The 20687-nt window shown below is 65.2% G+C and carries 25 protein-coding genes; 9 read left to right on the top strand and 16 right to left on the bottom strand.

Annotated elements, in window-relative coordinates; genetic code table 11:
- Positions 1–661: 661 nt before the first annotated feature.
- From L324_RS41190 to L324_RS34985, 9 genes are all read right to left on the bottom strand, one after another.
- A complete protein-coding gene (locus L324_RS41190; protein WP_037319075.1) occupies positions 662–1858 on the bottom strand; it encodes a site-specific integrase in 1197 nt (398 codons plus the stop codon).
- 11 nt (positions 1859–1869) lie between these two features.
- On the bottom strand, positions 1870–2049 hold the full coding sequence (locus L324_RS34955) for a helix-turn-helix transcriptional regulator (protein WP_037319078.1): 180 nt from the start codon (positions 2047–2049) through the stop codon (positions 1870–1872).
- A 16-nt stretch (positions 2050–2065) separates the two neighbouring features.
- Positions 2066–3592 (bottom strand): replication initiator, encoded by a 1527-nt coding sequence (locus L324_RS34960; protein ID WP_235783735.1) that lies wholly within the window; start codon positions 3590–3592, stop codon positions 2066–2068.
- A gap of 18 nt (positions 3593–3610) precedes the next feature.
- Complete coding sequence (locus L324_RS34965; RefSeq protein WP_037319083.1) at positions 3611–3883, bottom strand: hypothetical protein; 273 nt, start codon at positions 3881–3883, stop codon at positions 3611–3613.
- A gap of 17 nt (positions 3884–3900) precedes the next feature.
- Positions 3901–4065: a hypothetical protein gene (locus tag L324_RS42925; RefSeq protein WP_161780903.1), complete on the bottom strand. Its 165-nt coding sequence runs from the start codon at positions 4063–4065 to the stop codon at positions 3901–3903.
- Positions 4066–4335: 270 nt separating this feature from the next.
- Complete coding sequence (locus L324_RS34970; protein WP_037319086.1) at positions 4336–4554, bottom strand: hypothetical protein; 219 nt, start codon at positions 4552–4554, stop codon at positions 4336–4338.
- Between the two features lie 41 nt (positions 4555–4595).
- A complete protein-coding gene (locus L324_RS34975) occupies positions 4596–5414 on the bottom strand; it encodes an FtsK/SpoIIIE domain-containing protein (protein ID WP_037319088.1) in 819 nt (272 codons plus the stop codon).
- A gap of 19 nt (positions 5415–5433) precedes the next feature.
- The gene (locus L324_RS34980) at positions 5434–6120 is read right to left on the bottom strand and encodes a hypothetical protein (protein WP_235783736.1); all 687 of its coding nucleotides are present in this window, start codon (positions 6118–6120) and stop codon (positions 5434–5436) included.
- A 478-nt stretch (positions 6121–6598) separates the two neighbouring features.
- Positions 6599–6934 carry a hypothetical protein gene (locus L324_RS34985; RefSeq protein WP_037319358.1) on the bottom strand — a complete coding sequence of 112 codons (336 nt, stop codon included), beginning with the start codon at positions 6932–6934 and terminating at the stop codon, positions 6599–6601.
- Between the two features lie 198 nt (positions 6935–7132).
- Here L324_RS34985 and L324_RS34990 point away from each other — a divergent pair, with 198 nt between their 5' ends.
- The 5 genes from L324_RS34990 (at position 7133) to L324_RS35000 (ending at position 12171) form a co-directional block, all read left to right on the top strand.
- Positions 7133–8464, top strand: coding sequence for a helix-turn-helix domain-containing protein (locus tag L324_RS34990; protein ID WP_152547095.1), 1332 nt, complete (start codon positions 7133–7135; stop codon positions 8462–8464).
- Between the two features lie 6 nt (positions 8465–8470).
- Positions 8471–9028: an NUDIX domain-containing protein gene (locus tag L324_RS41895; protein WP_235783737.1), complete on the top strand. Its 558-nt coding sequence runs from the start codon at positions 8471–8473 to the stop codon at positions 9026–9028.
- A 50-nt stretch (positions 9029–9078) separates the two neighbouring features.
- Positions 9079–9837 carry a hypothetical protein gene (locus L324_RS42600; RefSeq protein ID WP_152547096.1) on the top strand — a complete coding sequence of 253 codons (759 nt, stop codon included), beginning with the start codon at positions 9079–9081 and terminating at the stop codon, positions 9835–9837.
- 830 nt (positions 9838–10667) lie between these two features.
- Positions 10668–11489, top strand: coding sequence for a S1 family peptidase (locus L324_RS34995; protein WP_037319360.1), 822 nt, complete (start codon positions 10668–10670; stop codon positions 11487–11489).
- Between the two features lie 106 nt (positions 11490–11595).
- A complete protein-coding gene (locus tag L324_RS35000; protein WP_037319093.1) occupies positions 11596–12171 on the top strand; it encodes a dihydrofolate reductase family protein in 576 nt (191 codons plus the stop codon).
- Here the strand turns inward: L324_RS35000 and L324_RS35005 are convergent.
- The gene (locus tag L324_RS35005) at positions 12122–12862 is read right to left on the bottom strand and encodes a MerR family transcriptional regulator (RefSeq protein WP_037319096.1); all 741 of its coding nucleotides are present in this window, start codon (positions 12860–12862) and stop codon (positions 12122–12124) included. The two genes, L324_RS35000 and L324_RS35005, sit on opposite strands and share 50 nt — an antisense overlap.
- Before the next feature lie 32 nt (positions 12863–12894).
- The gene (locus L324_RS35010; protein ID WP_037319099.1) at positions 12895–13767 is read right to left on the bottom strand and encodes an alpha/beta fold hydrolase; all 873 of its coding nucleotides are present in this window, start codon (positions 13765–13767) and stop codon (positions 12895–12897) included.
- Between the two features lie 253 nt (positions 13768–14020).
- Between L324_RS35010 and L324_RS35015 the strand changes: the two genes are divergently transcribed.
- A complete protein-coding gene (locus L324_RS35015) occupies positions 14021–14224 on the top strand; it encodes a cold-shock protein (RefSeq protein WP_037319102.1) in 204 nt (67 codons plus the stop codon).
- A 71-nt stretch (positions 14225–14295) separates the two neighbouring features.
- Here L324_RS35015 and L324_RS35020 read toward each other — a convergent pair whose 3' ends face one another.
- Positions 14296–14745 (bottom strand): MarR family winged helix-turn-helix transcriptional regulator, encoded by a 450-nt coding sequence (locus tag L324_RS35020; protein ID WP_037319104.1) that lies wholly within the window; start codon positions 14743–14745, stop codon positions 14296–14298.
- Positions 14746–14822: 77 nt separating this feature from the next.
- Here L324_RS35020 and L324_RS35025 point away from each other — a divergent pair, with 77 nt between their 5' ends.
- Positions 14823–15305: a cupin domain-containing protein gene (locus tag L324_RS35025; protein ID WP_037319107.1), complete on the top strand. Its 483-nt coding sequence runs from the start codon at positions 14823–14825 to the stop codon at positions 15303–15305.
- Positions 15306–15419: 114 nt separating this feature from the next.
- On the opposite strand, the gene L324_RS35030 is transcribed toward L324_RS35025, so the two are convergent.
- Both L324_RS35030 and xynA read right to left on the bottom strand, forming a co-directional pair.
- A complete protein-coding gene (locus L324_RS35030; protein WP_037319110.1) occupies positions 15420–16055 on the bottom strand; it encodes a polysaccharide deacetylase family protein in 636 nt (211 codons plus the stop codon).
- A 4-nt stretch (positions 16056–16059) separates the two neighbouring features.
- Entirely contained in the window at positions 16060–16731 is a 672-nt protein-coding gene (xynA, locus tag L324_RS35035) for an endo-1,4-beta-xylanase XynA (protein WP_037319113.1), read from the bottom strand.
- Positions 16732–16932: 201 nt separating this feature from the next.
- Between xynA and L324_RS35040 the strand changes: the two genes are divergently transcribed.
- Positions 16933–17577 carry a GNAT family N-acetyltransferase gene (locus L324_RS35040; RefSeq protein WP_037319115.1) on the top strand — a complete coding sequence of 215 codons (645 nt, stop codon included), beginning with the start codon at positions 16933–16935 and terminating at the stop codon, positions 17575–17577.
- Here the strand turns inward: L324_RS35040 and L324_RS35045 are convergent.
- Together L324_RS35045 and L324_RS35050 are read right to left on the bottom strand one after the other, a co-directional pair.
- Positions 17567–18211, bottom strand: a complete 645-nt coding sequence (locus L324_RS35045) for a response regulator (protein ID WP_037319117.1) — start codon at positions 18209–18211, stop codon at positions 17567–17569. The genes L324_RS35040 and L324_RS35045 overlap by 11 nt on opposite strands.
- On the bottom strand, positions 18208–19410 hold the full coding sequence (locus L324_RS35050; protein ID WP_037319120.1) for a sensor histidine kinase: 1203 nt from the start codon (positions 19408–19410) through the stop codon (positions 18208–18210). The genes L324_RS35045 and L324_RS35050 overlap by 4 nt, the downstream gene beginning before the upstream one ends.
- A gap of 169 nt (positions 19411–19579) precedes the next feature.
- Here L324_RS35050 and L324_RS35055 point away from each other — a divergent pair, with 169 nt between their 5' ends.
- Positions 19580–20680: an alpha/beta hydrolase family protein gene (locus L324_RS35055; RefSeq protein WP_037319123.1), complete on the top strand. Its 1101-nt coding sequence runs from the start codon at positions 19580–19582 to the stop codon at positions 20678–20680.
- Positions 20681–20687 lie beyond the last annotated feature (7 nt).

Raw genomic sequence — 20687 nt, forward strand, 5'->3', positions numbered from 1 at the left:
TAGGATCAAGGGCGCGCCGCCGCCGGGCGGCGCGCCGGGCGCGTGGGTAGCCCCTCGCCTTGGCGGCAGCGCCGGTTCCCGACACGGCGGGCTGCCGCTCCGCTCCGCCCACCGGCCGGGCGACGCGGCCGCCAGCGGGTCACCTTGCGCAGCGCCACCCAGCGGCGGCACGCCTATCCCCATAGCCAACGTCGGCCCTCCTCAACGAACGTCGTGACATACCGGTCGTCGGTGTATCGCCACCTGTTACGATCAGGCGTCGATCTCCTCCACCCCGACGCCTGATCGTGACAACGGCCGGTAACGCCGCGTCAAGGCTGGAAAGCGTGCCTTGACCCGACGCCACCGGCCGCGTGCTGGCTTCGTATCGGGATGAAGGGGGAGGTGTGGGCAGTAGAATGGCGTCACGCGAACGTGCGCGGGACCAGGTCGAGAAGCATGATCATCTCCCCGGTTTATCCCCGGGAAATGACCGCAGACGACGCCAAACGATCACAGACCATGATCGTTCGCGGTCAGAGTTCATGCAGGTGAGAGCGGTTGTCGGCAGCTAACGGCAGACGTCCGCAGACCCCGCCCAAGATTCCGTAGGTTCTGGGTTCGAGCCCCAGGCGGCCCACCAAAAGCCCAGGTCAGAGGCACTTATTGATCACCTGTCTGATCATGATGCCCCTTTACTGCCCTCTTTGAGGTCACCGCCGAGGACTTCCAGAACCTCGGCGGCACGACGTGACGGTGCCTTCCGGCCGACGTAGGTGTCGGTGGTCTGGGAGACCCGGGAGTGCCCGAGCAGGTCACTCGCGTACCGGGCCGGTAGGGCGTCGGTGAGCACGGTGGCGACGGTACGGCGGAAGGTGCGCGGGGTGAACCAGTCGCCCAGCCCATGCCGTACCCGGAAGGCTCGCCAGTCGCGACGAAGGTTGCTTGCCTCCCGAAGGCCACCCTTGGAGTTGGGGAAGATCCAGCCAGTCAGAGCCTCCGGAGCCACACCACGTTCAGCAGCGATCCGGGTGCGACGTTTCAACAGCAGGGTGACCAGCCAGTCGGCTAGCACGACGTCACGTTGCGCGTTCTCACTCTTACCATCGTTAATCTTGGCTCCGTCGGCCTTGGTTCGGACGAAGTTGCCCTCCATGCGCGCGACCTTGGCGTCGAAGTCAATGTGCTCCCAGCGCACGGCGATGCCTTCACCAGTACGTTCCCCTGTGCCCGCGTAGAACCGCATGATGTCCGGAAGGTCCTGTCGTACGGCGATCTCGTCACCGTCGGCAAGCTCGAAGATCGCTAGTGCTTCGCGGACTTCTAGGGCTCGTGGAGCCTTGCGACGCTTACGGTTCTCCACAGGACGAGCGTCACGAACAGGGTTGACCTTCAACGGTCCATTACGGACAGCGTAACCCCAGAGTCCTGAAAGGACAGTACGTGCGGTCTTCGCAGAACTTGCCGACAATGCGCGGTTGATGTCTTGCAAGATCGTGTCAACACGTCCCGCGTCCAAGTCTCCCATGCTCAACCCGAGCACGCGAGGCTTCACGTGGGCGTTCCAGCGGTGCTCGTAGGTGTCCAACGAGGACCCACTTCGGTTGCCGAGATCGACCTGTTCACGAAACTCAGACAACCATTTTTCGCCCACCACAACGACTTTGGTATCCATGTTGACTCGTCCTTGGACTGCCTGCCGGTCGCGGATGCGTTCACGAAGCTTGTTCTCTGCTTTGGTCTTCGTGCTATCCCAGACGCGAATCTTGCGCACGATGCCGTCAAGATCACGGTACTTACAGAACGCGATCCAGTTAGGACCATCGCGCCGACTTGTGATCTTGCCAGCCGTGCCAACCGGCAGGGGTGGGCGTGCCATGTTCTGTCCTTTTAGGCTGCTTCGGGGTCGAGGGATTCGAACCATGCGATGACTTCTTCGGCCTTGTATCGCAGGTACTTGCCGACGCGTTTGCCCTTTGGTCCGTAGTCGCGCGTGCGCCAGTCGTACAAGGTCTTCACGGGGACTTTGAGGTACGCTGCCACGTCGTCGACCGTCCACAAGGGGTTCATGGGTCACTCCTTTCTGTTATTTGCCAATGATTTCTTCGACCTCCTCTCGTGCTGTCTGCTTTCGTTCGCGTGCTTTGGCGGCTGCTGTGTTGGCGAGCATGGCGTCGCCGAGGGTGAGCCAGCCGACGCCGTCGAAGATCCAGTTCAGGGTGACGATGGAGTCATCGCCGTCTGGGTCTGCGTCGTGGGGTAGTTCGGGCTGGGCGGGTTCGATGGGGTCGCCGCGTTTGAAGGCCTTACGGACAGCCCGGAGCGCTCCGAGGGTGGTGGAGTAGCGGCGGCTCTTGGTGGAGAAGTGCCCGCCGTAGCCGAGCATGTGTGCCCACTTCTGGAGCTTTCCCCAGCCTTGTGCCCAGGCTTCGCGCTGGGCTTTGGTGCGGCAGTTGAGGGGGCGGGAGCCGAGTTCCCAGCAGGCGAGTAGTTGCCGGGCTTGGTGGGTGTCGTGCTCGGTGTGGAGGTCGATGCCGAGGGAGTCGAGGCGGCGGGAGATGTGCCCGGTTTCCTCGGTGGCCTTGGTGGCGTATTTGGCCAGGTAGGCGGCGACGGCCGTAGTGGTCAAGGTGCCGTGGTCGTCTGCATCCGCTGGGCTGAGTTTAACGGTGCGGATGTCGACCTGGGCTCCCCAGTGGATCGGCCAGCCGGACGGGTTCACCGGGTGGGGTTCGGTGGTGAACGAGGTCGAGGCGGCCGCGTGGTCGACGTAGCTGCGCAGGTGGTCGATCGTGATCGACGGATCGGGTGCGAGGATCGCGTCCGGGTTGTCCAGGTCGCGGCCGTCGAGCCGGATGAGCGCGTGGAAGTGGATGACGCCGCGTCGCTGGTATTCGGCGACCTTGGCGAAGGAGAGCCGAACGCGGGTGTCCCGGATTCGGCCGGCATGGGCCAAGGCCCGGTTGAGGGCGATGGTGGTGCGTCGCCAGAGTTCGCCAGCGTGGAAGTTCCAGGCGGCTTGGTGGCGGTAGTCGTAGCAGTCCCGGCAGATCGGCTCACCGACGCGGGGATCGTGCTCGTGGTGGCGTTCCAGACACGTCTGGGGGCGTCCGTGGGGGCATGGCTCGGTGTTCCGGCGAGCCCGGCAGGGGCGGACTTGGCCGTTGTGGCCGATCACGCGGGTGTGGACCAGGCCGAAGGAGGGGGCGGTGAGGGTGACGAACAGGCAGGGGTGTTCGGAGACGGTCTCCGGGACTCCCTTGCCGCCCACGAGCCCGGCTTTGACGAGCTGGTAAGTGTCGGCACGGTAGGTCTGGGCGCATGCCGGGCAGACGGAGGTTCGGCGGTTCTTGCAGGCGACGTAGAGGGCTCCGTCGGGCATCCCCGCGGTGACCTGATCGATCTCCGTTCCGGCACTGCCGTGCCAGTGGGCTTCGAGCTTGAGCCGGACCGGTCGGGAGCACGCGGCGGCGGACATGACGTGCGTGAGCCACCACTGATATCCGGGCTGGGATACGCGCCGGATGAGGTCGTGGTGGGCGGGGTGGTGCTCGGCAACGGCTCCCGCCCCCAGAACCCTGGGCTTTCCCGGGGTGCTGGGGGTGAGAGTCACTGTCGAGACGGTCATGTGTCAGGCAGTCCAGTCCGCTTTCGGGAAGCGGCACGGGTGGTCTGCCAGATCGGCGACGGTTGCCCAGCGAAGGCTGTGCATGGGCTCGCCGGTCAGTTTCGAGATCGGGACGATCGTGTTGGTGGCGGTGAATTCCTCAGGGAAGGCCACGACTTCGGGCACTTCGAGATAGGTGGCCAGTCGGGCGCAGGAGATGACGGTGTCGCCGCACTGAACGAAGATCCACACCTGATCGGGTGTGAGTGCTATCGGCATGCTGAAGGTCAACATCATAGGTCTCCTTCCGTGGACTACTTCGTGCTCGTGGTGATCGACAACAGTTGCGGGGTGGTCAGTTCAATGACTGCCGAGCAGTCGCTACGGGGGTCAAGAACGACGATTTCCCAGACGTCGGATTCCGCTGCAGGGCGGATGCTGATTTCGGCCGAAGGGTCGAGCTGAATACGCGTGTGCATGAGTTCTTCTCCTTTAGAAAAGGGTTTCCTGGTTCTGGCAGGATTTGCAGGTCAAGGTTCCTTCGGTGTCGCAGTCGAAAAGGGTTCGGCAGGTGCGGCAGCGAACGGAGTGGTTGACGCGGCAGTCGCGGCAGTACGGGACCTGTGCGTCGTCGGGAATGAAGGGGTTTTTGCAGTCCGGGCAATGCCGGATGCCGGGCATACTCGAACGACGGCCGCTCTTGACCTGGTGCAGTGCGTGTTCGAGGTAGCTAGTGGTGTGTGTGGGCGTCATCGGTCTGCCCCTTCGGGCGGTACCGGTGCGGGCTTGACGTCCTTGGGGGTGTTGAGCCGGGTCAGGTGGACCGTGGTGATCACAGCGCCGATCACGAACGCGGCGATGACGATGATGGTCATGATGAGGTTGACCACGGGGTAGAGCCCGGAGAGAAACGCCAGTGCGCAGAGCACGAACAGGGCGAGTGTGACGATGAGGCGTTGGGTGTTCATGGGCAGACTCCTAGCGTGAAAGGAATTGCGGAATGGGATTGCTACGCGGCCTTTTTGGTGCGTAGTTGACGGGCGTATTCCACGAGGGAATAGATGTGCGCGTCGGTGAGGTAGGCGGACTTCATGCGCCGGGGCTGAAGCCCTTCGGAGATGAGATAGCCGATACCCCGGGCTTCCGGGGCGATAGTCGCGGCGTTGAAGCCCTGGATAGCCCAGCCGCGACCAAGGATGATGTCCGAGGAACTGTCAGTGGTGCACCGGAACGCAAGCCGATAGCCGAACAGATCCCGCAGTGACGTCGGGATGATGTCCGCCGATGGGCGTTGCGTAGCTGCCACCACGATGATCCCAGCGGCACGGCCCCGGGCAACCAGATCACGAAGCAGGCGAACGAACGCCTCTTGCTGGTCTTTGGTACCCATGGTGGCCGAGTACATCGCCAGTTCGTCGATGACCAGTGCGATCACATCGATCGGATCGGTCTTGGCGATCTTGCGGCGACGAACCCGCTTGAGCTCCGTGTAACGGCGGTCCATTTCGGACTGAAGCTGTTCCAGACGCACGAGCGCCATGTCGATATCGGGACCGACGAACACGTCGGCGATGTCCCGCCACAGGCCAAGCTCGACCTGTTTGCCGTCGAACAACCACAGCGACACATCCGGGCAGAGCGCGCAGTGCGCCACGATGTTGTTGAGAGCAACGGACTTACCCGCTCCGGGTTCGCCACCCAACAGGATGTTGCGGTAGATCAGCTCGATTTCAGCGAGCACGCCGTCTTCGAAGATGCCCAGGTGAACCAGGTCGTAGATCGACAGGCCGGACACGGGCACAGTGTCGGCGCGGTGAGTGGTCTTCACGGTTGTCACCTCCTGGTGATCAGTCGATGTAGTCGGAGAGGTCTTCCCCATTGACCACCACGGACGAGCGCGGAGACTCGACCGGCTTCACGGTGGTCTTGCGGGACTTCGTCGAGCCGGATTCGGCCGGCATCGTTCCCGGGACGGGAAGCGGGGTGATCGTGGCTCCAGTGATGGGCTCGGTGCCTTCGGTCTTGCCACTCATCAGCGAGGTGAGCTTGGCCAACGGCGAATCGATCGGTGTCGTCTTGTCCAACGGGTCCCGTCGGATCACATCCACAGCCAGCAGCGTGGACAGCTTCCGCACCCTGTGCAGACGTGCGTCCCGGGCGAAACAGGCCGGGGCGATGTACTCCAACGCGGCTTCGAGATCGCCACCGGACGAACCAGCGCGAACCCACATCCAGATTCGTTCGCCGGTCTTCGTTGGGCGTCCCCACAGCATCAAGGGCAACGCGCCATCGAGATTCATCGTGCGGATACGCGTCTGCTTCAAGCAAGTACGCAGTCGATGCCGGTCGATCACGCACCACATGCGCGCGAAGAAGAACCAGCGAGTGAACGGCACTAAGACCAGCACGAGCAGCACGCCCGCGAAGATCAGCCATGATGTCAGCGAACTGACCTGGGTGTTCAGCCACACCATGCCCGTTCCCCAGGCAGCAAGGACGATGATCTCCACGCGCCAGCGAATCAGCGCACCCATGATCACAAAGGGCATCCACTGCTTCGGCGCGTGCCAGAACTCCAGAACGTCGGTACGCCGTCCCCGGGCACCACGAGTAGGCTTAGCCATGACTCTCAGCCCTCCAAGGCAGAGTTGATAAGAAAAACGAGCAGCACGGGGCCGGACAGGAACCGCCAAGAACCAGAACGGTCCCGTGCTACTCGAATTGATGAACTAGGCCGCAAACAAGTCGGCCATTGTGAAACCGCCGTGAGCGAGGTCAGCCCTCGCTGATGCGTAGTGATACTGCGACCACAACAAGGTGTGCGCTTGATCCATGTCGTCATACAGATCCCAGCGACGAATGTCCGTCATTGGCATCCTTCGGCGAATGTCTCGCCGAACCTCACGTACAACGTTCAACCATCCAAGCGCGTCCCGCGCTTCCGACTCCCAATACCGGGTGTCTTCGTTATCCAGAAACATGCGTCAATCCCGAGTCACAGGAACACAGGGATCAGGACGAAGAAGCCGAACCCGCCTTCGAACCAGCGACGGCCTTGATGTCGGACGCACGGAAAGCCGTCCCGTTCTTGCCGTTCTGTGCCCACGGAATCGCCTGCAACTCCACGGGGTTGACGAGCTGACCGACTGCGACCTTGGGGGGCTGGTGGCCCGTAACGGTCACAGTGATCACCTCCGCCCCGCCGTCGTCCATGGCAACGAGCTGCACAGCCCACATCGGAACGTTGGTGTTGCGCTCGAACCGCTGCTGGCCGTTCTGGTCGGTCTTCGGCTGAACCTCACGACCCACGGTGAACGTGACCTTCGAAGTGTCGATCAAGAGACGCATCATGCCCTCCAAGGCAATCAATTTGCTAGCAATACGCTCCGCTTCTTTCGGTGCGTATCTACAGCAAACCGCGTCGCAACCATGACTCAACAGTGACGGAAAATGACGGGGGTGACGAGGCATGACGCGCCTATTGAAAAAGCTATTCTGATGCGAGACAATGGGGACGGCAGTACCCAACGCAAAGCAGGGGGGCGGATGACTCCGCTACGGCAAGCTAGGGACGACCGAGGGTGGACGAAAGCCAAGCTCGTTCACCTGATCGAGGTATGCGCGAAGACTAAGGGAGTCAAGCTCAACAAAACGACTTCCAGCCTGGGCCGTGAAGTCTCGTACTGGGAGAGCGGACAGCGGAGCCCTCAGGAGCCTGTGGCCTCCCTCTTGTGCGACGTCTACGGAAAGAGCGCACTTGAGCTGGGGCTGAACCCGACTCCTGACCAAGCTCGTTCGGACGTCGGCTTGATCTACTCGCCGTCACTGCTGGCAGCCGTTGAAAGCCTGACCAAGCTCGCTGTCTTCGACGAGACACGACACACGAGCGTGCTGAACGGCTCGTATTCAGTCGATGCCCTGAACGCTGCCTGCATGGACTGGCTGTTCAGGGAGTCGCGCTACGAGTCGACCGATGGGCGGATCACTGAGGCAGACGTACTCGAAGTGCGAAGTGCTGCCCAGATGTTCGACAGTCTGGATCGAACGATCGGCGGAGAGACTCAACGCCTACTTGCAGTGCGGTTCGTGCGCGAACGACTGGCCCCACGTCTCAGCGTGGCTGGAACCGATCCAGCAAGTCGGGCCCTGTTCACGGCGGCCGCCATCTTGTGCGAAGTGATCGGCTGGATGGCGTACGACGCAGAACGGCACAGCGTTGCTCAGCGTTACTTCGTGCAAGCCCTACGACTCGCGAAGGACGCAGACGAACCCGCCTACGGTGCCTACGTTCTGGCCACGATGGCGCACCAGGCGCTCTACCTCAACAGGCCAGATCAGGCCCTCAGGTTCGCACTCGCCGCACGCTCGAACGTGCATGTCTCCACGGTGCCCATCGTCGCCACAGAAGCCACTCTCATGGCAGCCCAGGCGTATGCACGACTGGGCAACGAGACAGACTGTCGCGCAATGATCCTGGATGCAGAGCGACTGTTTGCCCAGGTAGGGGCAGTCAGCACTCCCGAGTGGGCGTCCCACTGGACTGACGCGGTGTTCGCAACCTACGTCGGTGTGAGCTGGGTCGACATGGGCAAGCCTCACGAGGCATATACACCGCTCAAGCTCGCTTGGAACGCTGCCCAAGGACACCCGCGACGGCAGGTCTACAGCACTGGCCAGCTTGCTAAGGTCGCAGTGCTCAACGGCGATATCGAGCAGGCGGCCGGCTTGGGGCTAGCCGCGGTTGAGTCCAGCAACAAACAGGCATCACAACGTTCACTCCAAGTGATCCGAGAGGTAGATGTTCAGCTCAAGCGATACGCCAAGCAACCTCAGGTTCGAGACTTCCGGGAACGTGCCCGGTTGCTGCTGGCCGGGTGAGCGCTAGTGACTGAGCAGGCACACCACCTTAGCCCCGAGCAGGCTGCCCAGTTCTTCAAGGACATGGAGGCCGAGGGTGAACCCGAGGTCGAGTTCAACCCCGGTATCGCTAGTCGTATCGCCAGCAAGACAGTCGCGGCGGGCGTGCTGATCCATGACGAACAAGGCCGGATCTTCTTCGTCACCCCAATCTATAAGCCATATCCGGAAATTCCGGGTGGTGTTGTAGATGCGAACGAATCTCCCTACCTAGCATGTCAACGTGAAATTCGCGAAGAATTAAGCATCGATATTAAAGTCGGCCCCTTGCTGGTCGTTGACTGGATGCCTCAGCATGGCGTATGGCGAGACTCACTCCAGTTCATTTTCGATGGTGGCGTTTTAACTGAGAGCGAAATCAAAAAGATCGAACTGCCCCATGATGAGCTAAAAGACTTCCGGTTTATGCACCTCGAAGACGTTGCAAGCTTGATCAAGCCGTCATTTTATAGACGACTAAGCAAGGCAAATCAGGCCAAGGGAACGGGAACTTCCTGCTATGCAGATTTTGGTCGTGAGGTCTAAGGAATTCTCGCATGGCCGCTAGCTCCGATAGGGAAACCTCGACTCCGACCGTGGCATGGATTGAAGTCATTTGGCGCAATTGGTACCGTGATGGGGGGTCAAGCAATCCCGACGATGAAACGCTTGCCGCCCGAGCTTACCAGCATTGGCGCCATGCAGAGATTCTGCTTGATGGAGTAAGTTCAGAATTTCATCGAACAGATATCATCACAACGCTTAAGCGTGCAATTGATCATCGCCTGAGGACCCTCAGAAGTACTTATAAGTTCAACCGCATGATCCAGACTTCCGGAGAGCGCAAGTTAAAGGAGTTTGAATTACTTGAGCGACTAAACGTGGTACGTCCGTTCATGTTGCATCGCCTAATTCGGATACGCAACGCGGTTGAGCATCAAGACGTTGCACCCCCTGAAGTTAGCGAGTGTCGCGAACTCGTAGAGTTGGTGTGGTACTTCTTGAGGTCTACAGACATTCTTGTGTGCGCACCAATGAATGATATAGATCTGGTGCTACCTGATGAGACTCATGTAAATGATCCAATTAGTTATGGCACGTATGGAATTTCCATTGCATACCAGTTCGAAGACTGGCTTCCGCGAGTAAGTGGAAATTTTCCCAAGTCATCAGTCTCTCTTACAGAGAAAGATGGCTGGGCGGAGATCGCTGTGAATCGTTATGTAGAACGCGAAGATTTGGTGTTCTTTACGGGTGTCATACGCGGCCCAGTGGATCCACTATGGGCAATGTGGCGTGACTATTTTGCCTGGACCACCTATGGGCCAAGCGCTGCTATGCACGAGCAAGGATAAGCGCTCAATGCTGTGAGAACTTTCTTTACGTCTTCAAGCCGCCCTACCGGGCGGGCGCGCGGTCCGAACAGGCGCGCGGCCGCCCTGGTCGCCTCCGTCTTGGGCGGCCGCGCCGGACGCCGTCGGACACGCGCGCAGGGCACGGCAGGACGGTTGGTAGAACGCGAAAGGTTGTCACATGACTGCGCGTTCGGGGATGCCACCCAACCCGATCGCCGGATGGTCGAAGCCAGGCCGGACACGGTCAACCCCGCTTCGCGCCGATCTCGCGCGTGGTCACCTTCCGTAACATCGGTCACCTTGCGTAGGTCGTTCCGGGCGCGAGATCGGTTACAGGGTTGACCGTGTCCGGCCTGGCCTCAGGCGGCTTAGGATCGGGAAGGGAGGCGCGTGGATTGGCCGGCATTGGCGGCTTCCCGAACGCGACTCGCCTCCAGAGGTGGCGACTGCCCCTTTAGTGCCCCCAAACAGCCAGCATTGACCAGGGTGACCCCGAACTGACCAGCGTTTGCACCTGTGAAATGCCCAGGTGAACGGGGACATTCGGGGTCGTCCGGAACCATCCAGAGTAGTTGATCTTGCATCCGTAGGTTCTGGGTTCGAGCCCCAGGCGGCCCACCACATCAACTCCAGTCGATCAACTGTGCCGAATTTCTGGCCCCGCACCGCTTGTGCGCGTCAACCGATCAGCCAGTCACAAAGGGTTCCGCTCCGAGCCGGTGGTAGCGCGGGCGCTACCGGGATTCGGCGGGCTGGCCTGATGGTTCACGCCGCGGCGGACAACGATGCTGGACTCGATCGATCTGACGTCGTTGAACGAAGGAAAGTGCATGTCGAGAATGGAATCGTTGCGTCGCAACCTGGTCCGTGCCGCCGGTGTCGCGCTGGCGGGGATGTTCTGTGCGATCGCGGTGCCTGGGAGTGCCGACGCGGTGGTGAACGGGAAGGACTCCACCGAACGCTACGAGTTCATGGCCTCGATCCCGGAGATCGTGCCCGAGATGAACAACGCCAAGGGGGTCTGCGGGGCGGTGCTGATCCACCCGCAGTGGGTGGTGACCGCGGCGCACTGCGTCGACCCGGAACGCAACCCGGCCGTGCCGGAAGGGACCGTGCGCATCGGCAGCAAGTGGAGGACCAGCGGTGGCACCGTGCGCAAGATCGACCGCTGGGTGCGCCACCCGGGTTATGAGCCGGGCGCGCCGAACAAGAACGACATCGCGCTGGTACGGCTGGATCGCCCGGTCCGCGATCAGCCGATCCGGATCGCCGGCCGCCCGGGGCTTCCCGGCACGCCGACCCGTTTGATGGGCTTCGGCACCACGGTCGACACCGCCGACATCACCAAGGCGGTGTTCCCCGAACGGCTCCAGCAGCTCGACACCCGGCGCGGCGCGGAGTCGGAATGCTCGCCCGGTTACGCGGATCCGACTCGGTTGTGCACGGTCAGCCGCAAGCGTGACGCGATGGCGTGCATGGGTGATTCCGGCGGGCCGCAGGTCCAACGCGGCAAGGGCGGCCGATGGGAGCTGATCGGTGTCACCTCCGGTCCAGGCGACGACGACGTGCCCTGCGCCAACGGGCCTGGCCTCTACACCAGCGTGCCTGCCTACACCGACTGGATCCACCGCACGATCCACGGCCGCGGCTGACCCGGTTCGTTCGAGGGCGGTCCGCGATGTCGAGGCGCCCCGATCGGCTCCGACCTTCGCGGAGGGCGCCGGACGGCGGCGCCCCTTGACCGGAGGAGGCCTTGCGATGAGCAGGGTGGTGCTGGATGTGTCGATGTCGCTGGACGGATTCACCGCCGGACCGAACGTCCGGGACGAGGAGCCGATGGGTGACGGCGGCGAGCGGCTGCACGAGTGGATGGCCGGGGACGGAGCCGACGCCCGCGCCTTCGAAGAGGTGAACGCGATCGTCGGGGCGACCGTCATCGGGCGGCGCACCTTCGACCTCGGCCTCGGTCCGTGGGGCGGGACGCCGTGGCCCGGCGTGCCGGGTTTCGTGGTCACCCGCCGGACCAGGGGCGACCTCCTCGGCGACAACGGCGGGACGTTCGCCTTCGACGGCCTGGAGGCCTCGGTCCGGCGCGCCAAGGAGGCTGCGGGTGACAAGGACGTCCTGGTGATGGGCGCGGACGTCGCCGGGCAGTTGCTCGAAGCCCGCCTCCTCGACGAGGTTCACCTTCACCTCGCTCCCGTGGTGCTGGGGCAGGGGACCGGCCTGTTCGCCGGACGTCTTGGCGAGCTGATCCCGGTGGGTGAACCCGTCGCGGGGGTCGCTACTCACCTGCGCTATCGCGTCCGGCGCGCAGCCGGGCGCGATGCGTGAGAGTCTCGACGACACGCTGCCATGCCGGTGACGCCTCGGAGATCCGGGAGACGACCAGCTTCAGGTACCCCGGCTGCCCGCCGTCCCGTTCGTGTTCGCTCTCCCAGGCGTCCAGCTCGTCGATGAGCCGGTCCAGCCGCGGATCGCGCGGATCCCAGTCGACCGACCGGTCGCAGGCGAGATAGAGGCGCAGCGTCTCGGGGTCGTCGAAGGCGGCGTTCTTCTCCCGTAGCCGCTGCGGCACGAGGTGCGGATCCAGCGCTCGCATCAGGATCCACGCGTCGCGTTCCAGGCGTATCCGTTGTTCGCTGACGCCGAGATCGCGCATCCGGTCCAGGAGCGCGACCACGCCGGGAGGCAGCACCAGCCTTTCGCCGCCTGCCAGTTCGGCGATGCGGAGGCGGTTTTCGGTGAGCTGGTCGATCTTGTGCCGCAGGTCGGCGTCGATCTCGGTGATGGCGGCGGCGAATTCGGCCGGTCGGGCGTGCAGCAGCGCGTCGATGCGGGCCAGCGGGACCCCGGCGTCGGCCAGGGTCCTGATCCGGATGAGGTCCACCGCCGCCTGCGCGCTGTAGCGGCGGTAACCGGAGGCGTCGCGGTCGGGTTCGGGCAGCAGGCCGACGTGGTGGTAGTGGCGAACGGTGCGCACGGTCACGCCGGCGGTCGCCGCGAGCTGGCCGATCGTGAGCACCGTTCTCCTGTCTTCGGGAAACGTGACTGAGTTTAGAAGCGCCCGGCCAGGTCGACGACGTCGCGGATCGCCTGGACGACGGCATCGGGGCGGTCGAAGCAGAGCCTGTGGTGGAGGGTGTCGGTGAGGACACGTTGTTCGCCGTGGGAGACCGTGTCCACCAGGGCGGCGTCCATTTTGGACTTGCCTTCGTTCGACTTCGGCTGGGTGGCGTCGCCCACGACGGTGAGCGCGATCAGCGGGACGTCGGGGAGGCCGGGACCGGCCCGTAGCTCGGTGGCGAGGTCGACCAGGCCGCCGCGTTCGGCGATGCCCGAGCGGAGCCATTCGTCGCTCACCTTGGCTTCGATCAGCGACTCCCGCAGCTGTTCCGGGTAGTCCGTCCGCAGCTCGGCGTACGTTTCGCGCAGGGATGGGCGCAGCTGTTCGAGCTGGTCCAGGGCGGGCGCCGATCGTTCGGCCGCGGCCAGGCTCGCTTCGGGCGGCATGAAGTCGTCCCAGTCGCGGTGGAGGCCGTCCAGCCAGACCAGTCCCGCCACGTCCTCCGGGTACAGCTGCGCGAACCGGTGCGCGTAGAGCCCGCCGAGGGAATGCGGCGCGAGCACGAAGGGGCCGGGGATGTCCTGGGCGCGCAGCAGCTCGCGCAGTTCCGTCGCGACCGCGGTGGCGGTGCGCGGCAGGGGGAGGGGATCGCTGTAGCCCGTGCCGCCCCGGTCGTACACGACGGCGGTGGTGAACCTTGAGACCTCTCGCTGGACGCCGAAATAGTCGAGGCCGACGGCGCCGGCCCCCGGCAGGAACACGACGGCCGGGCCGCCGTCACCCGATCGGTGCGAGAAGATCCGGCGGCCGTCGACGTCCTGGAAGCCGCCGACGGGAGGAGCGGAAGTGGTGTCGTTCGTCATGCGGCAAGGCTCCGACCCTGACGCAGGGTCAAGGTCAAGCCCGCCCGGCGCGGCCAGAAATCGGACACGTGTCCATATTTGTCTGGGAAGTGTCGCTGACCTGCCGATTGTTCACCCGTGCGGCCTGTGTGGGTGACCTCTCGTCGCTCTTTTTCGGGACACGGCGTGTGCTGCCGGACGACACCTGCAAGAATGGCTCCTGAGATCAGGGCATCGAATGGGCTCAGACTCGCTATGAAGAGCAGGTAAAAGTATGGCTCAGGGCAGCGTTAAGTGGTTCAACGGCGAAAAGGGCTTCGGCTTCATCGCTCAGGACGACGGCGGACCGGACGTGTTCGTGCACTACTCGGAAATCCAGGGTAACGGCTTCAAGTCCCTGGACGAAGGGCAGCGCGTGGAGTTCGAAATCGGCCAGGGTCAGAAGGGCCCGCAGGCCCAGCGCGTCGTCGCCATCTGACGTTTTTCCACGTCGAAGGCCCTCGCCCCATCCGGGCGGGGGCCTTCGATCGTTGAAGGGGCCGTAGCCGGTCAGTCTTCGAGCCGCCGCGTGACGGCCGTCATCGCCCGGCCGACCGCCCGGAGGTCTTCCGGCTCGATCACGTCCACGAAATGCTCCCGGACGGTGCGCAGATTGTCCGGTGCCGCGCGGCGGAGGGTCTCGTTTCCCGCCTCGGTGAGCCGTGCGCTGACCCCACGGCCGTCCTCGGCGGCCGACTCCCGCCGGACCAGGCCACGGGACTCCAGCCCGTTGACGCGATGGGACAGGCGGCTGCGCGAGTAGTACGCCGACTTCGCGAGGTCGGCCATCCGCATCGACCGGCCCTCCGCTTCGGACAGCCGTACGAGCAGTTCGTACTCGGCGAGGGAGAGTCCGTGCCGCTCCCGCAACCTACGGTCGAGCAGGTCGACGAAACGCACCGATCCTTCGATGAACGCCCGCCAGTCGCGTTGCTGGTCCGCGTCGAGCCAGTTGGTCACGCCGCCAAGGTAGCAGTTGACACCTTCAACTACTTCGCCCTAGTTTTGGTTGAAGACTTCAACTAGATGGGGACGTGATGGCGAACGACGCTTGGGTGGTGCAGGAGAGGGACGCGGAGACGATCGAAAGTCCCGCGTTGTGGTTGCTGGCCGACAGCGGCCACACGGGCGGGCTCCTCGGCGCGAACCGCCTCTACCTGCGGGCCGGGGAGCCAGGAACGAAGCCGCATTTCCACGAGAAATCCGCGGAAGCGTTCTATGTGCTCGACGGGACGCTCCGCATGCTGGTGGGCACCGAGCTGATCACCGTCGACAAGGGCGGCCACGTCGTGGTGCCGCCGGGCGTCCGGCACGCGTTCGCCGCGCCGCCGGAGCTCGCCGCGGACGTGCTCATCACCCTCACGCCCGGTATCGAGCGATTCGGCTACTTCCGGGCCCTGCCGGAGATCCTGCGCGGAGACCTGCCGCTGGACGAGGTCGACCGGATCCACGAACGCTACGACGTCCATTTCGTCGACGCGCCGGAATGGGACGAGTGTTTCGACGTCGGGCGAGAATAACCGGACCGCGCGCTCTCTCCTTCTCCCCACAAAGCGCTTTGGACGCCGGTTTCCCTGGTCACCCGGATCACCTCGCGCGGTCGCGCGAGGTGATCCGGGTGACCGAAGTGGTTGTCAGGGCGCCACCGCCCGCCCGGTCTGCGGTGAGATCGCCCCCGCGCACAGCCCGCGGGCGGCCAGGCCCTGTGCGATCCGCGGGATGGCGGCGATCGTGTTGGCCGGCCAGTCGTGCATGAGGATGACCTGGCCGTTGGTGAGCCGGGCGTTCGCCGCGACGATCGCGTCGGTGCTCGCGTTGTTCCAGTCCTGCGAGTCGACGTCCCAGATGATCTGGGTCAGCCCGTACCGCGCCGCCACCGACCGCACGGTCGAGTTCGTCTCGCCGTAGGGCGGCCGGAACAGCTTCGGCGTACCGCCACCGGCGTTGGTGATGGCCTGCTGCGTCCGCGAGATCTCCGCATCGATCTGCGACGGGCTCAGCTGCGTCAGGTGCGGATGCGTGTAGCTGTGGTTCGCGACCCACATCCCCGCGCTGACCTGGGCCCGCACCAGCGCCGGATTCGCGGCGGCGTTCTGGCCCACGTTGAACATCGTGGCCCGCAGCCCGTTCTGCCGGAGCGCGTCCAGCAGCCGGGAGGTGGTGCTGGACGGGCCGTCGTCGAAGGTGAGTCCGACGTAACCGGAGCACGCGGCGGGAGTGGCACCCGGGGCGAAGGTGAGGGCGGCGACCAGCGCCGCGACGGCGAACACCGGATCACCCGCTCACGGTGATGCTGGAGTTCCCGCTGCTCTGGTATCCCTCGGTCGCCATGATCATGTAGTAGTTGAAGGATCCCAGCCGCATCCCGGCGCGCGCCCAGGCGTCGAAGTGGTTGCCGGTGGTGATGGTGCCGCCGGTCCGCCTCGACTGCCGGACGCTCCAGTACTGGTTGAAGGTCTTGGTGCCTTCGACGGACGGGGCGTTGTACCTGGTCGTCTGGTAGATGTCGTACGTCCCGCCGTCGCTGGTGACCGTGCCCTTGTAGGTCCCGGTCGGCCGGTAGCTCCCCCAGTTGTCGACGATGTAGTACTCCACCAGCGGATTCGACGTCCAGCCGTACAGGGTCAGGTAGCCGTTGCCGGACGGGGAGAAGCTGCCGTAGTAGCTGACGTTGCGCCGCCCGCCGTTGCTCCAGCCCTTGCCGGCCACGAAATTGCCGGTGTTGCTCCACGAGGTGCGGTAGCTGCCGCCGGAGCTCAGGGTCATCGAGACCGAGCCGGGCCGATCGGTCCAGAACGAGTAGTAATAGCCGTTGTTCGTGCCGGTCTGGTTGGTCGTGATCACCGTGTCGGCCGAGGCCGTGCCGGGGACGAACGCCGTGAGCAGCGCGGCCGCGCAGGCGCCGCTCAGAAACCGCCGGAACCGGGATTTCCCGAGAGATCTCATCCGTGTGCTCCCTCTTCGTCGAGGTGTGCCGAGAGAAAAAGTGTCTGTGGCGCCCAGGAATCCGGTCAAAGACTTTCGAAGAAGTTTCGGAGCCCGCGAGAGTGTGGCCAGGTTCATCCGCGGGACCGACGATGGGCTCTGGAGCTCCTCTCGCGGCACCCGATATCGTCAAGGGATGCTTGTGATCGTTCGTGAGCACCCGTGCGGCCTGGCGCGGTGAACCGCTCCGTTCCGGAGCCCGGGCAGGTGGGGCGGAAGGTGCGGCTGCGCGAGGTCGGCCTCCGGGATCGCCGGGTCCTGATGGGTTTCGACCGTGACATGGCCCGCGAGGCGACGCCGCTGATCGGCGGTGGGCACCGGCATTGGGCCTCGCATCGCTCGGGGTCCGCCGGTGACGACATCCACTTCGGCATCGAGACGGTACGCGGCCGGATGCTGGTCGGCTCGGTCTGCACCATCGGCGCCGATCCGGCGACCGGCCTGTTCGGCTACGGCATCGGGATCGCCCCGCGCCATCAGCGCTGCGGGTACGCCACGGACGCCATCACCGTCCTCCTGTCGCATATGTTCGAGCAGCGCGGTTTCCGCAAATGCGAGGTCAGCGTGTACGGCGGCAACCTGGCGTCGCTCTCGCTGCACGGCGGGCTCGGCTTCCGCGAGGAAGGCAGGCTGCGCGACACCGAGGTGGTGCGCGGCGAGATCAAGTACCTGGTGCGGATGGGGATCACGGCCGAGGAGTTCGCCACGCGCCGTCCGGACGACCTCGGCGACCCAGGCGGCCGCGGTCTGCACCGGCGGCCCCGCCGCGGGAAGCACTGGCGTGCGCCCGCCGCGGTCAGCGGGTGATCCCGGCCTCGTAGGCGAAGACGACGGCCTGGACGCGGTCGCGGAGCCCGAGTTTCGTGAGGATGCGGCCGACATGCGTCTTCACCGTCCCCGGCGAGAGATACAGCAGTTCGGCGATCTCGGCGTTGGACAGGCCGCGGGCCAGCTGCTGCAGCACCTCGCGCTCCCGGCCGGTGAGCAGGTCGAGCCTTTCGTCCGAGGTCGGCGCGGGAAGGCCGGTGACGACGCGGTCGAGCAGCCGCCGGGTGACGGTGGGGGCGAGGGTGGCTTCACCGGCGGCGACCACGCGGACGGCGGAAAGCAGGTCCGGCGCCAGCGCGTCCTTGAGCAGGAAGCCGCTGGCTCCGGCCCGGAGCGCGGCGTAGACGTACTCGTCGAGGTCGAACGTGGTCAGCACGAGGACTCGGGTGCGGTGTGCCGCGGCGATCGCCGCGGTGGCTTCGACGCCGTCCATTTCGGGCATCCGGACGTCCATGAGCACGACGTCGGGATCGAGGTCCGCCACCAGCTTGATGGCTTCCGCGCCGTCACCGGCCTCGCCGACGACGTCGATGTCGTCGGCGTTGTCGAGGATCATCCGCAGGCCGGTGCGCACCAGCGCCTGGTCGTCGGCGATGACCACCCTGATCGTCATGAGGGCAGGGTCGCGCGGACGGCGAAGCCGCGTTCCGGCCGCGGTCCCGCGTCGAAGGTGCCGCCCAGCAGGTTCACCCGTTCTCGCATCCCTTCCAGGCCATGCCCGGAGCCTGGCGGCGCTTCCGCCGCGATGCCGTCGTCGGTCACTTCGATCTCCAGAGTGTCCGGCCCATAGCGCATCACGATAGTCACCGAGGCGTCCGGACCGGCGTGTTTCAGCACGTTCGTCAGGGCTTCCTGCACGATCCGGTAGACCGAGAGGTCCACTGTGGACGGAAGCGGGCGCGGCTCCCCTTCGACGAGGAAGTCGACCGGGGTGCCCGCCGCGCGGATGTCGGCGGCCAGCCGCGGCAGGCGTTCCACCCCCGGCCGCGGTTCCCAGTCCGGCGTGTCCTGGCCGAGCGCGCCGAGCAGCCGCCGGATCTCGCCCAGCGCGGTCCGTCCGGTGCCGACGATGGCGTCCAGTGCCTCCCGCGCCCGGTCCGGCCGCCGCTCCAGTTCCGCTTGGGCGCCCTGGGCCTGCAGGACCACCACCGAAAGCGCGTGCGCGACGACGTCGTGCAGTTCACGGCTGATCCGTCCGCGTTCGGCCGCCACGGCCAGCGCGGCCTGGGTGTCCCGTTCGCGTTCGAGATCGGCGGCGCGTTGTTCGAGCACCGACAGCCGGATCCGGCGCTGGCGCGTGTTCAGCCCGGCCAGCCACGCCACCGTGAGCGACAACCCGATACCCGCGAATCCGCCCCAGTCCTGGACCTGGGTGTTGTCTTCGGCGTCGGCGGGCGGCGACAGCGGGTCGATGATGATGATCCGCGGCGGCGTCGGCGGGTGCGTCCGCGAGTTCGCTTCCGAGGCATAGAAAGACCACAGCCCGGCGACGAGCAGTCCCGCGGCCAGCAGGGCGAGGGATCGCCGTCGCGACCCCCAGGCCGCGACGGAGAAGAGACCGACCAACGCCACGAGGTCGACCGGGCGGAGGTCGTTGCCCATGGCCAGATGCAGTAAAGAGGCCACCGCCCCCGCCGCGAAGGTGATCGCGGGATTGCGGTGCCGTACGAGCAAGGAAGCCAAGGCCACCAAGGAAGCCAGCCACCACTCGAGGCCTTCCGAACCCTCGGTCGTGACCACAGTGGACAGTCCGATGAATACGGTCAGCCCGCGGTCGACGGCCTTTGGATGACTTCTGAGTACGGGCAGCACCGGCCGAGCGTAACCCGGGATCGGACGGGGCGGATCCACCTCGCGGCAGACCTTCGGGTACGACCTGCGACAGAGGAACCGGCTCCGGAAACGTGCTCTCGGGCCGATGCGCGAATACGAAGCCAGGGCACAGGCTGGGAGCGGAAATCCTCGACAGAACGGAAACCTCATGAGAAGGCTTCTCGTCACGCTGGCCGCCGTCGCCGCCGTGGTGTCCCTGGCGAGCCCGGCCTCGGCGGAGGCGACGCCACTGACGTTGCCGCCGCCGACCGGTTCGCGTCCCGTCGGTGCCACCGACCTGCACCTGATCGACGACTCGCGACGCGACCCCTGGGTACCGACCGGGCCGCGGGAGCTGATGGTGTCGATGTTCTACCCGGCGCTGCTGCCGACAGGCCCGAGGCGGCCGTATCTGACCCTGGCCGAAGCCACGGCCTTCCTGACCGAATCCGGCGTCCCCGGCATCGACCCCGCGCGGGTAGCCGGCACCCGGACCAGCGCCCGGGTCGACGCCCCGCCCCTGCCGGGGAAGCGTGCGCTGGTCGTGCTGTCACCCGGGTTCGGCAAGCCGCGGGCCACGCTCACCGGCCTGGCGGAGGAGCTGGCGAGCAAGGGCTTCGTCGTGGCGGTGATCGGCCACAACCACGAATCCCACGGCACCGCCTTCCCCGACGGGCACGTCACCGGATGCGCCGCCTGCGGGTCCGATTCCACCCTGCTCCCGCCGGTCCGTGCCGCGGACGTCTCGTTCGTCCTCGACACGCTGACCGGGCCTTCGTCGCGGTGGTCCTGGCTGATCGACCGGACGCGGATCGGCATGGCCGGGCATTCCATCGGCGGCTACAGCACGCCGACGGCGATGGTGACCGACCAGCGGATCCGTGCCGGGGCGGACCTCGACGGCAGGCTGTGGTCGCCGATCCCCGCGTCCGGCATCGACCGGCCGTTCCTGCTGCTCGGCCGCGAAAGCGAGTACACCCCGGCCGGTCCGGACACGACCTGGGCGGCCAACTGGCCGCACCTCACCGGATGGAAGCGCTGGATCAGCGTCGCCACGGCCGGGCACGCGTCCTTCACCGACGTCGGCGTACTCGGTGAGCAACTCGGGCTGAGCGAGCCCGGGCTGCTGGGTGGCCTGCGCGGGATGGAGCTGACCAGGGCATATGTGTCCGCGTTCTTCGACGCGCACCTGCGCGGTGGACATCAACCGCTGCTGGACGGACCGGTGACGGGCAATCCCGAGATCAGGTTCTGGAACCACGCGGACTAGGCCTGTC

This window comes from Amycolatopsis orientalis DSM 40040 = KCTC 9412, from assembly GCF_000478275.1.
Lineage (GTDB): Bacteria > Actinomycetota > Actinomycetes > Mycobacteriales > Pseudonocardiaceae > Amycolatopsis > Amycolatopsis orientalis.

What these genes read in the sequence shown, in the direction of transcription:
- L324_RS41190 (WP_037319075.1), bottom strand. Translation starts at nt 1,858, where the DNA reads ATGGCACGCCCACCCCTGCCGGTTGGCACGGCTGGCAAGATCACAAGT.
- L324_RS34955 (WP_037319078.1), bottom strand. Translation starts at nt 2,049, where the DNA reads ATGAACCCCTTGTGGACGGTCGACGACGTGGCAGCGTACCTCAAAGTC.
- L324_RS34965 (WP_037319083.1), bottom strand. Translation starts at nt 3,883, where the DNA reads ATGATGTTGACCTTCAGCATGCCGATAGCACTCACACCCGATCAGGTG.
- L324_RS42925 (WP_161780903.1), bottom strand. Translation starts at nt 4,065, where the DNA reads ATGCACACGCGTATTCAGCTCGACCCTTCGGCCGAAATCAGCATCCGC.
- L324_RS34970 (WP_037319086.1), bottom strand. Translation starts at nt 4,554, where the DNA reads ATGAACACCCAACGCCTCATCGTCACACTCGCCCTGTTCGTGCTCTGC.
- L324_RS34980 (WP_235783736.1), bottom strand. Translation starts at nt 6,120, where the DNA reads ATGGGTGCGCTGATTCGCTGGCGCGTGGAGATCATCGTCCTTGCTGCC.
- L324_RS34985 (WP_037319358.1), bottom strand. Translation starts at nt 6,934, where the DNA reads ATGCGTCTCTTGATCGACACTTCGAAGGTCACGTTCACCGTGGGTCGT.
- L324_RS34990 (WP_152547095.1), top strand. Translation starts at nt 7,133, where the DNA reads ATGACTCCGCTACGGCAAGCTAGGGACGACCGAGGGTGGACGAAAGCC.
- L324_RS34995 (WP_037319360.1), top strand. Translation starts at nt 10,668, where the DNA reads ATGTCGAGAATGGAATCGTTGCGTCGCAACCTGGTCCGTGCCGCCGGT.
- L324_RS35000 (WP_037319093.1), top strand. Translation starts at nt 11,596, where the DNA reads ATGAGCAGGGTGGTGCTGGATGTGTCGATGTCGCTGGACGGATTCACC.
- L324_RS35010 (WP_037319099.1), bottom strand. Translation starts at nt 13,767, where the DNA reads ATGACGAACGACACCACTTCCGCTCCTCCCGTCGGCGGCTTCCAGGAC.
- L324_RS35015 (WP_037319102.1), top strand. Translation starts at nt 14,021, where the DNA reads ATGGCTCAGGGCAGCGTTAAGTGGTTCAACGGCGAAAAGGGCTTCGGC.
- L324_RS35025 (WP_037319107.1), top strand. Translation starts at nt 14,823, where the DNA reads ATGGCGAACGACGCTTGGGTGGTGCAGGAGAGGGACGCGGAGACGATC.
- xynA (WP_037319113.1), bottom strand. Translation starts at nt 16,731, where the DNA reads ATGAGATCTCTCGGGAAATCCCGGTTCCGGCGGTTTCTGAGCGGCGCC.
- L324_RS35045 (WP_037319117.1), bottom strand. Translation starts at nt 18,211, where the DNA reads ATGACGATCAGGGTGGTCATCGCCGACGACCAGGCGCTGGTGCGCACC.
- L324_RS35055 (WP_037319123.1), top strand. Translation starts at nt 19,580, where the DNA reads ATGAGAAGGCTTCTCGTCACGCTGGCCGCCGTCGCCGCCGTGGTGTCC.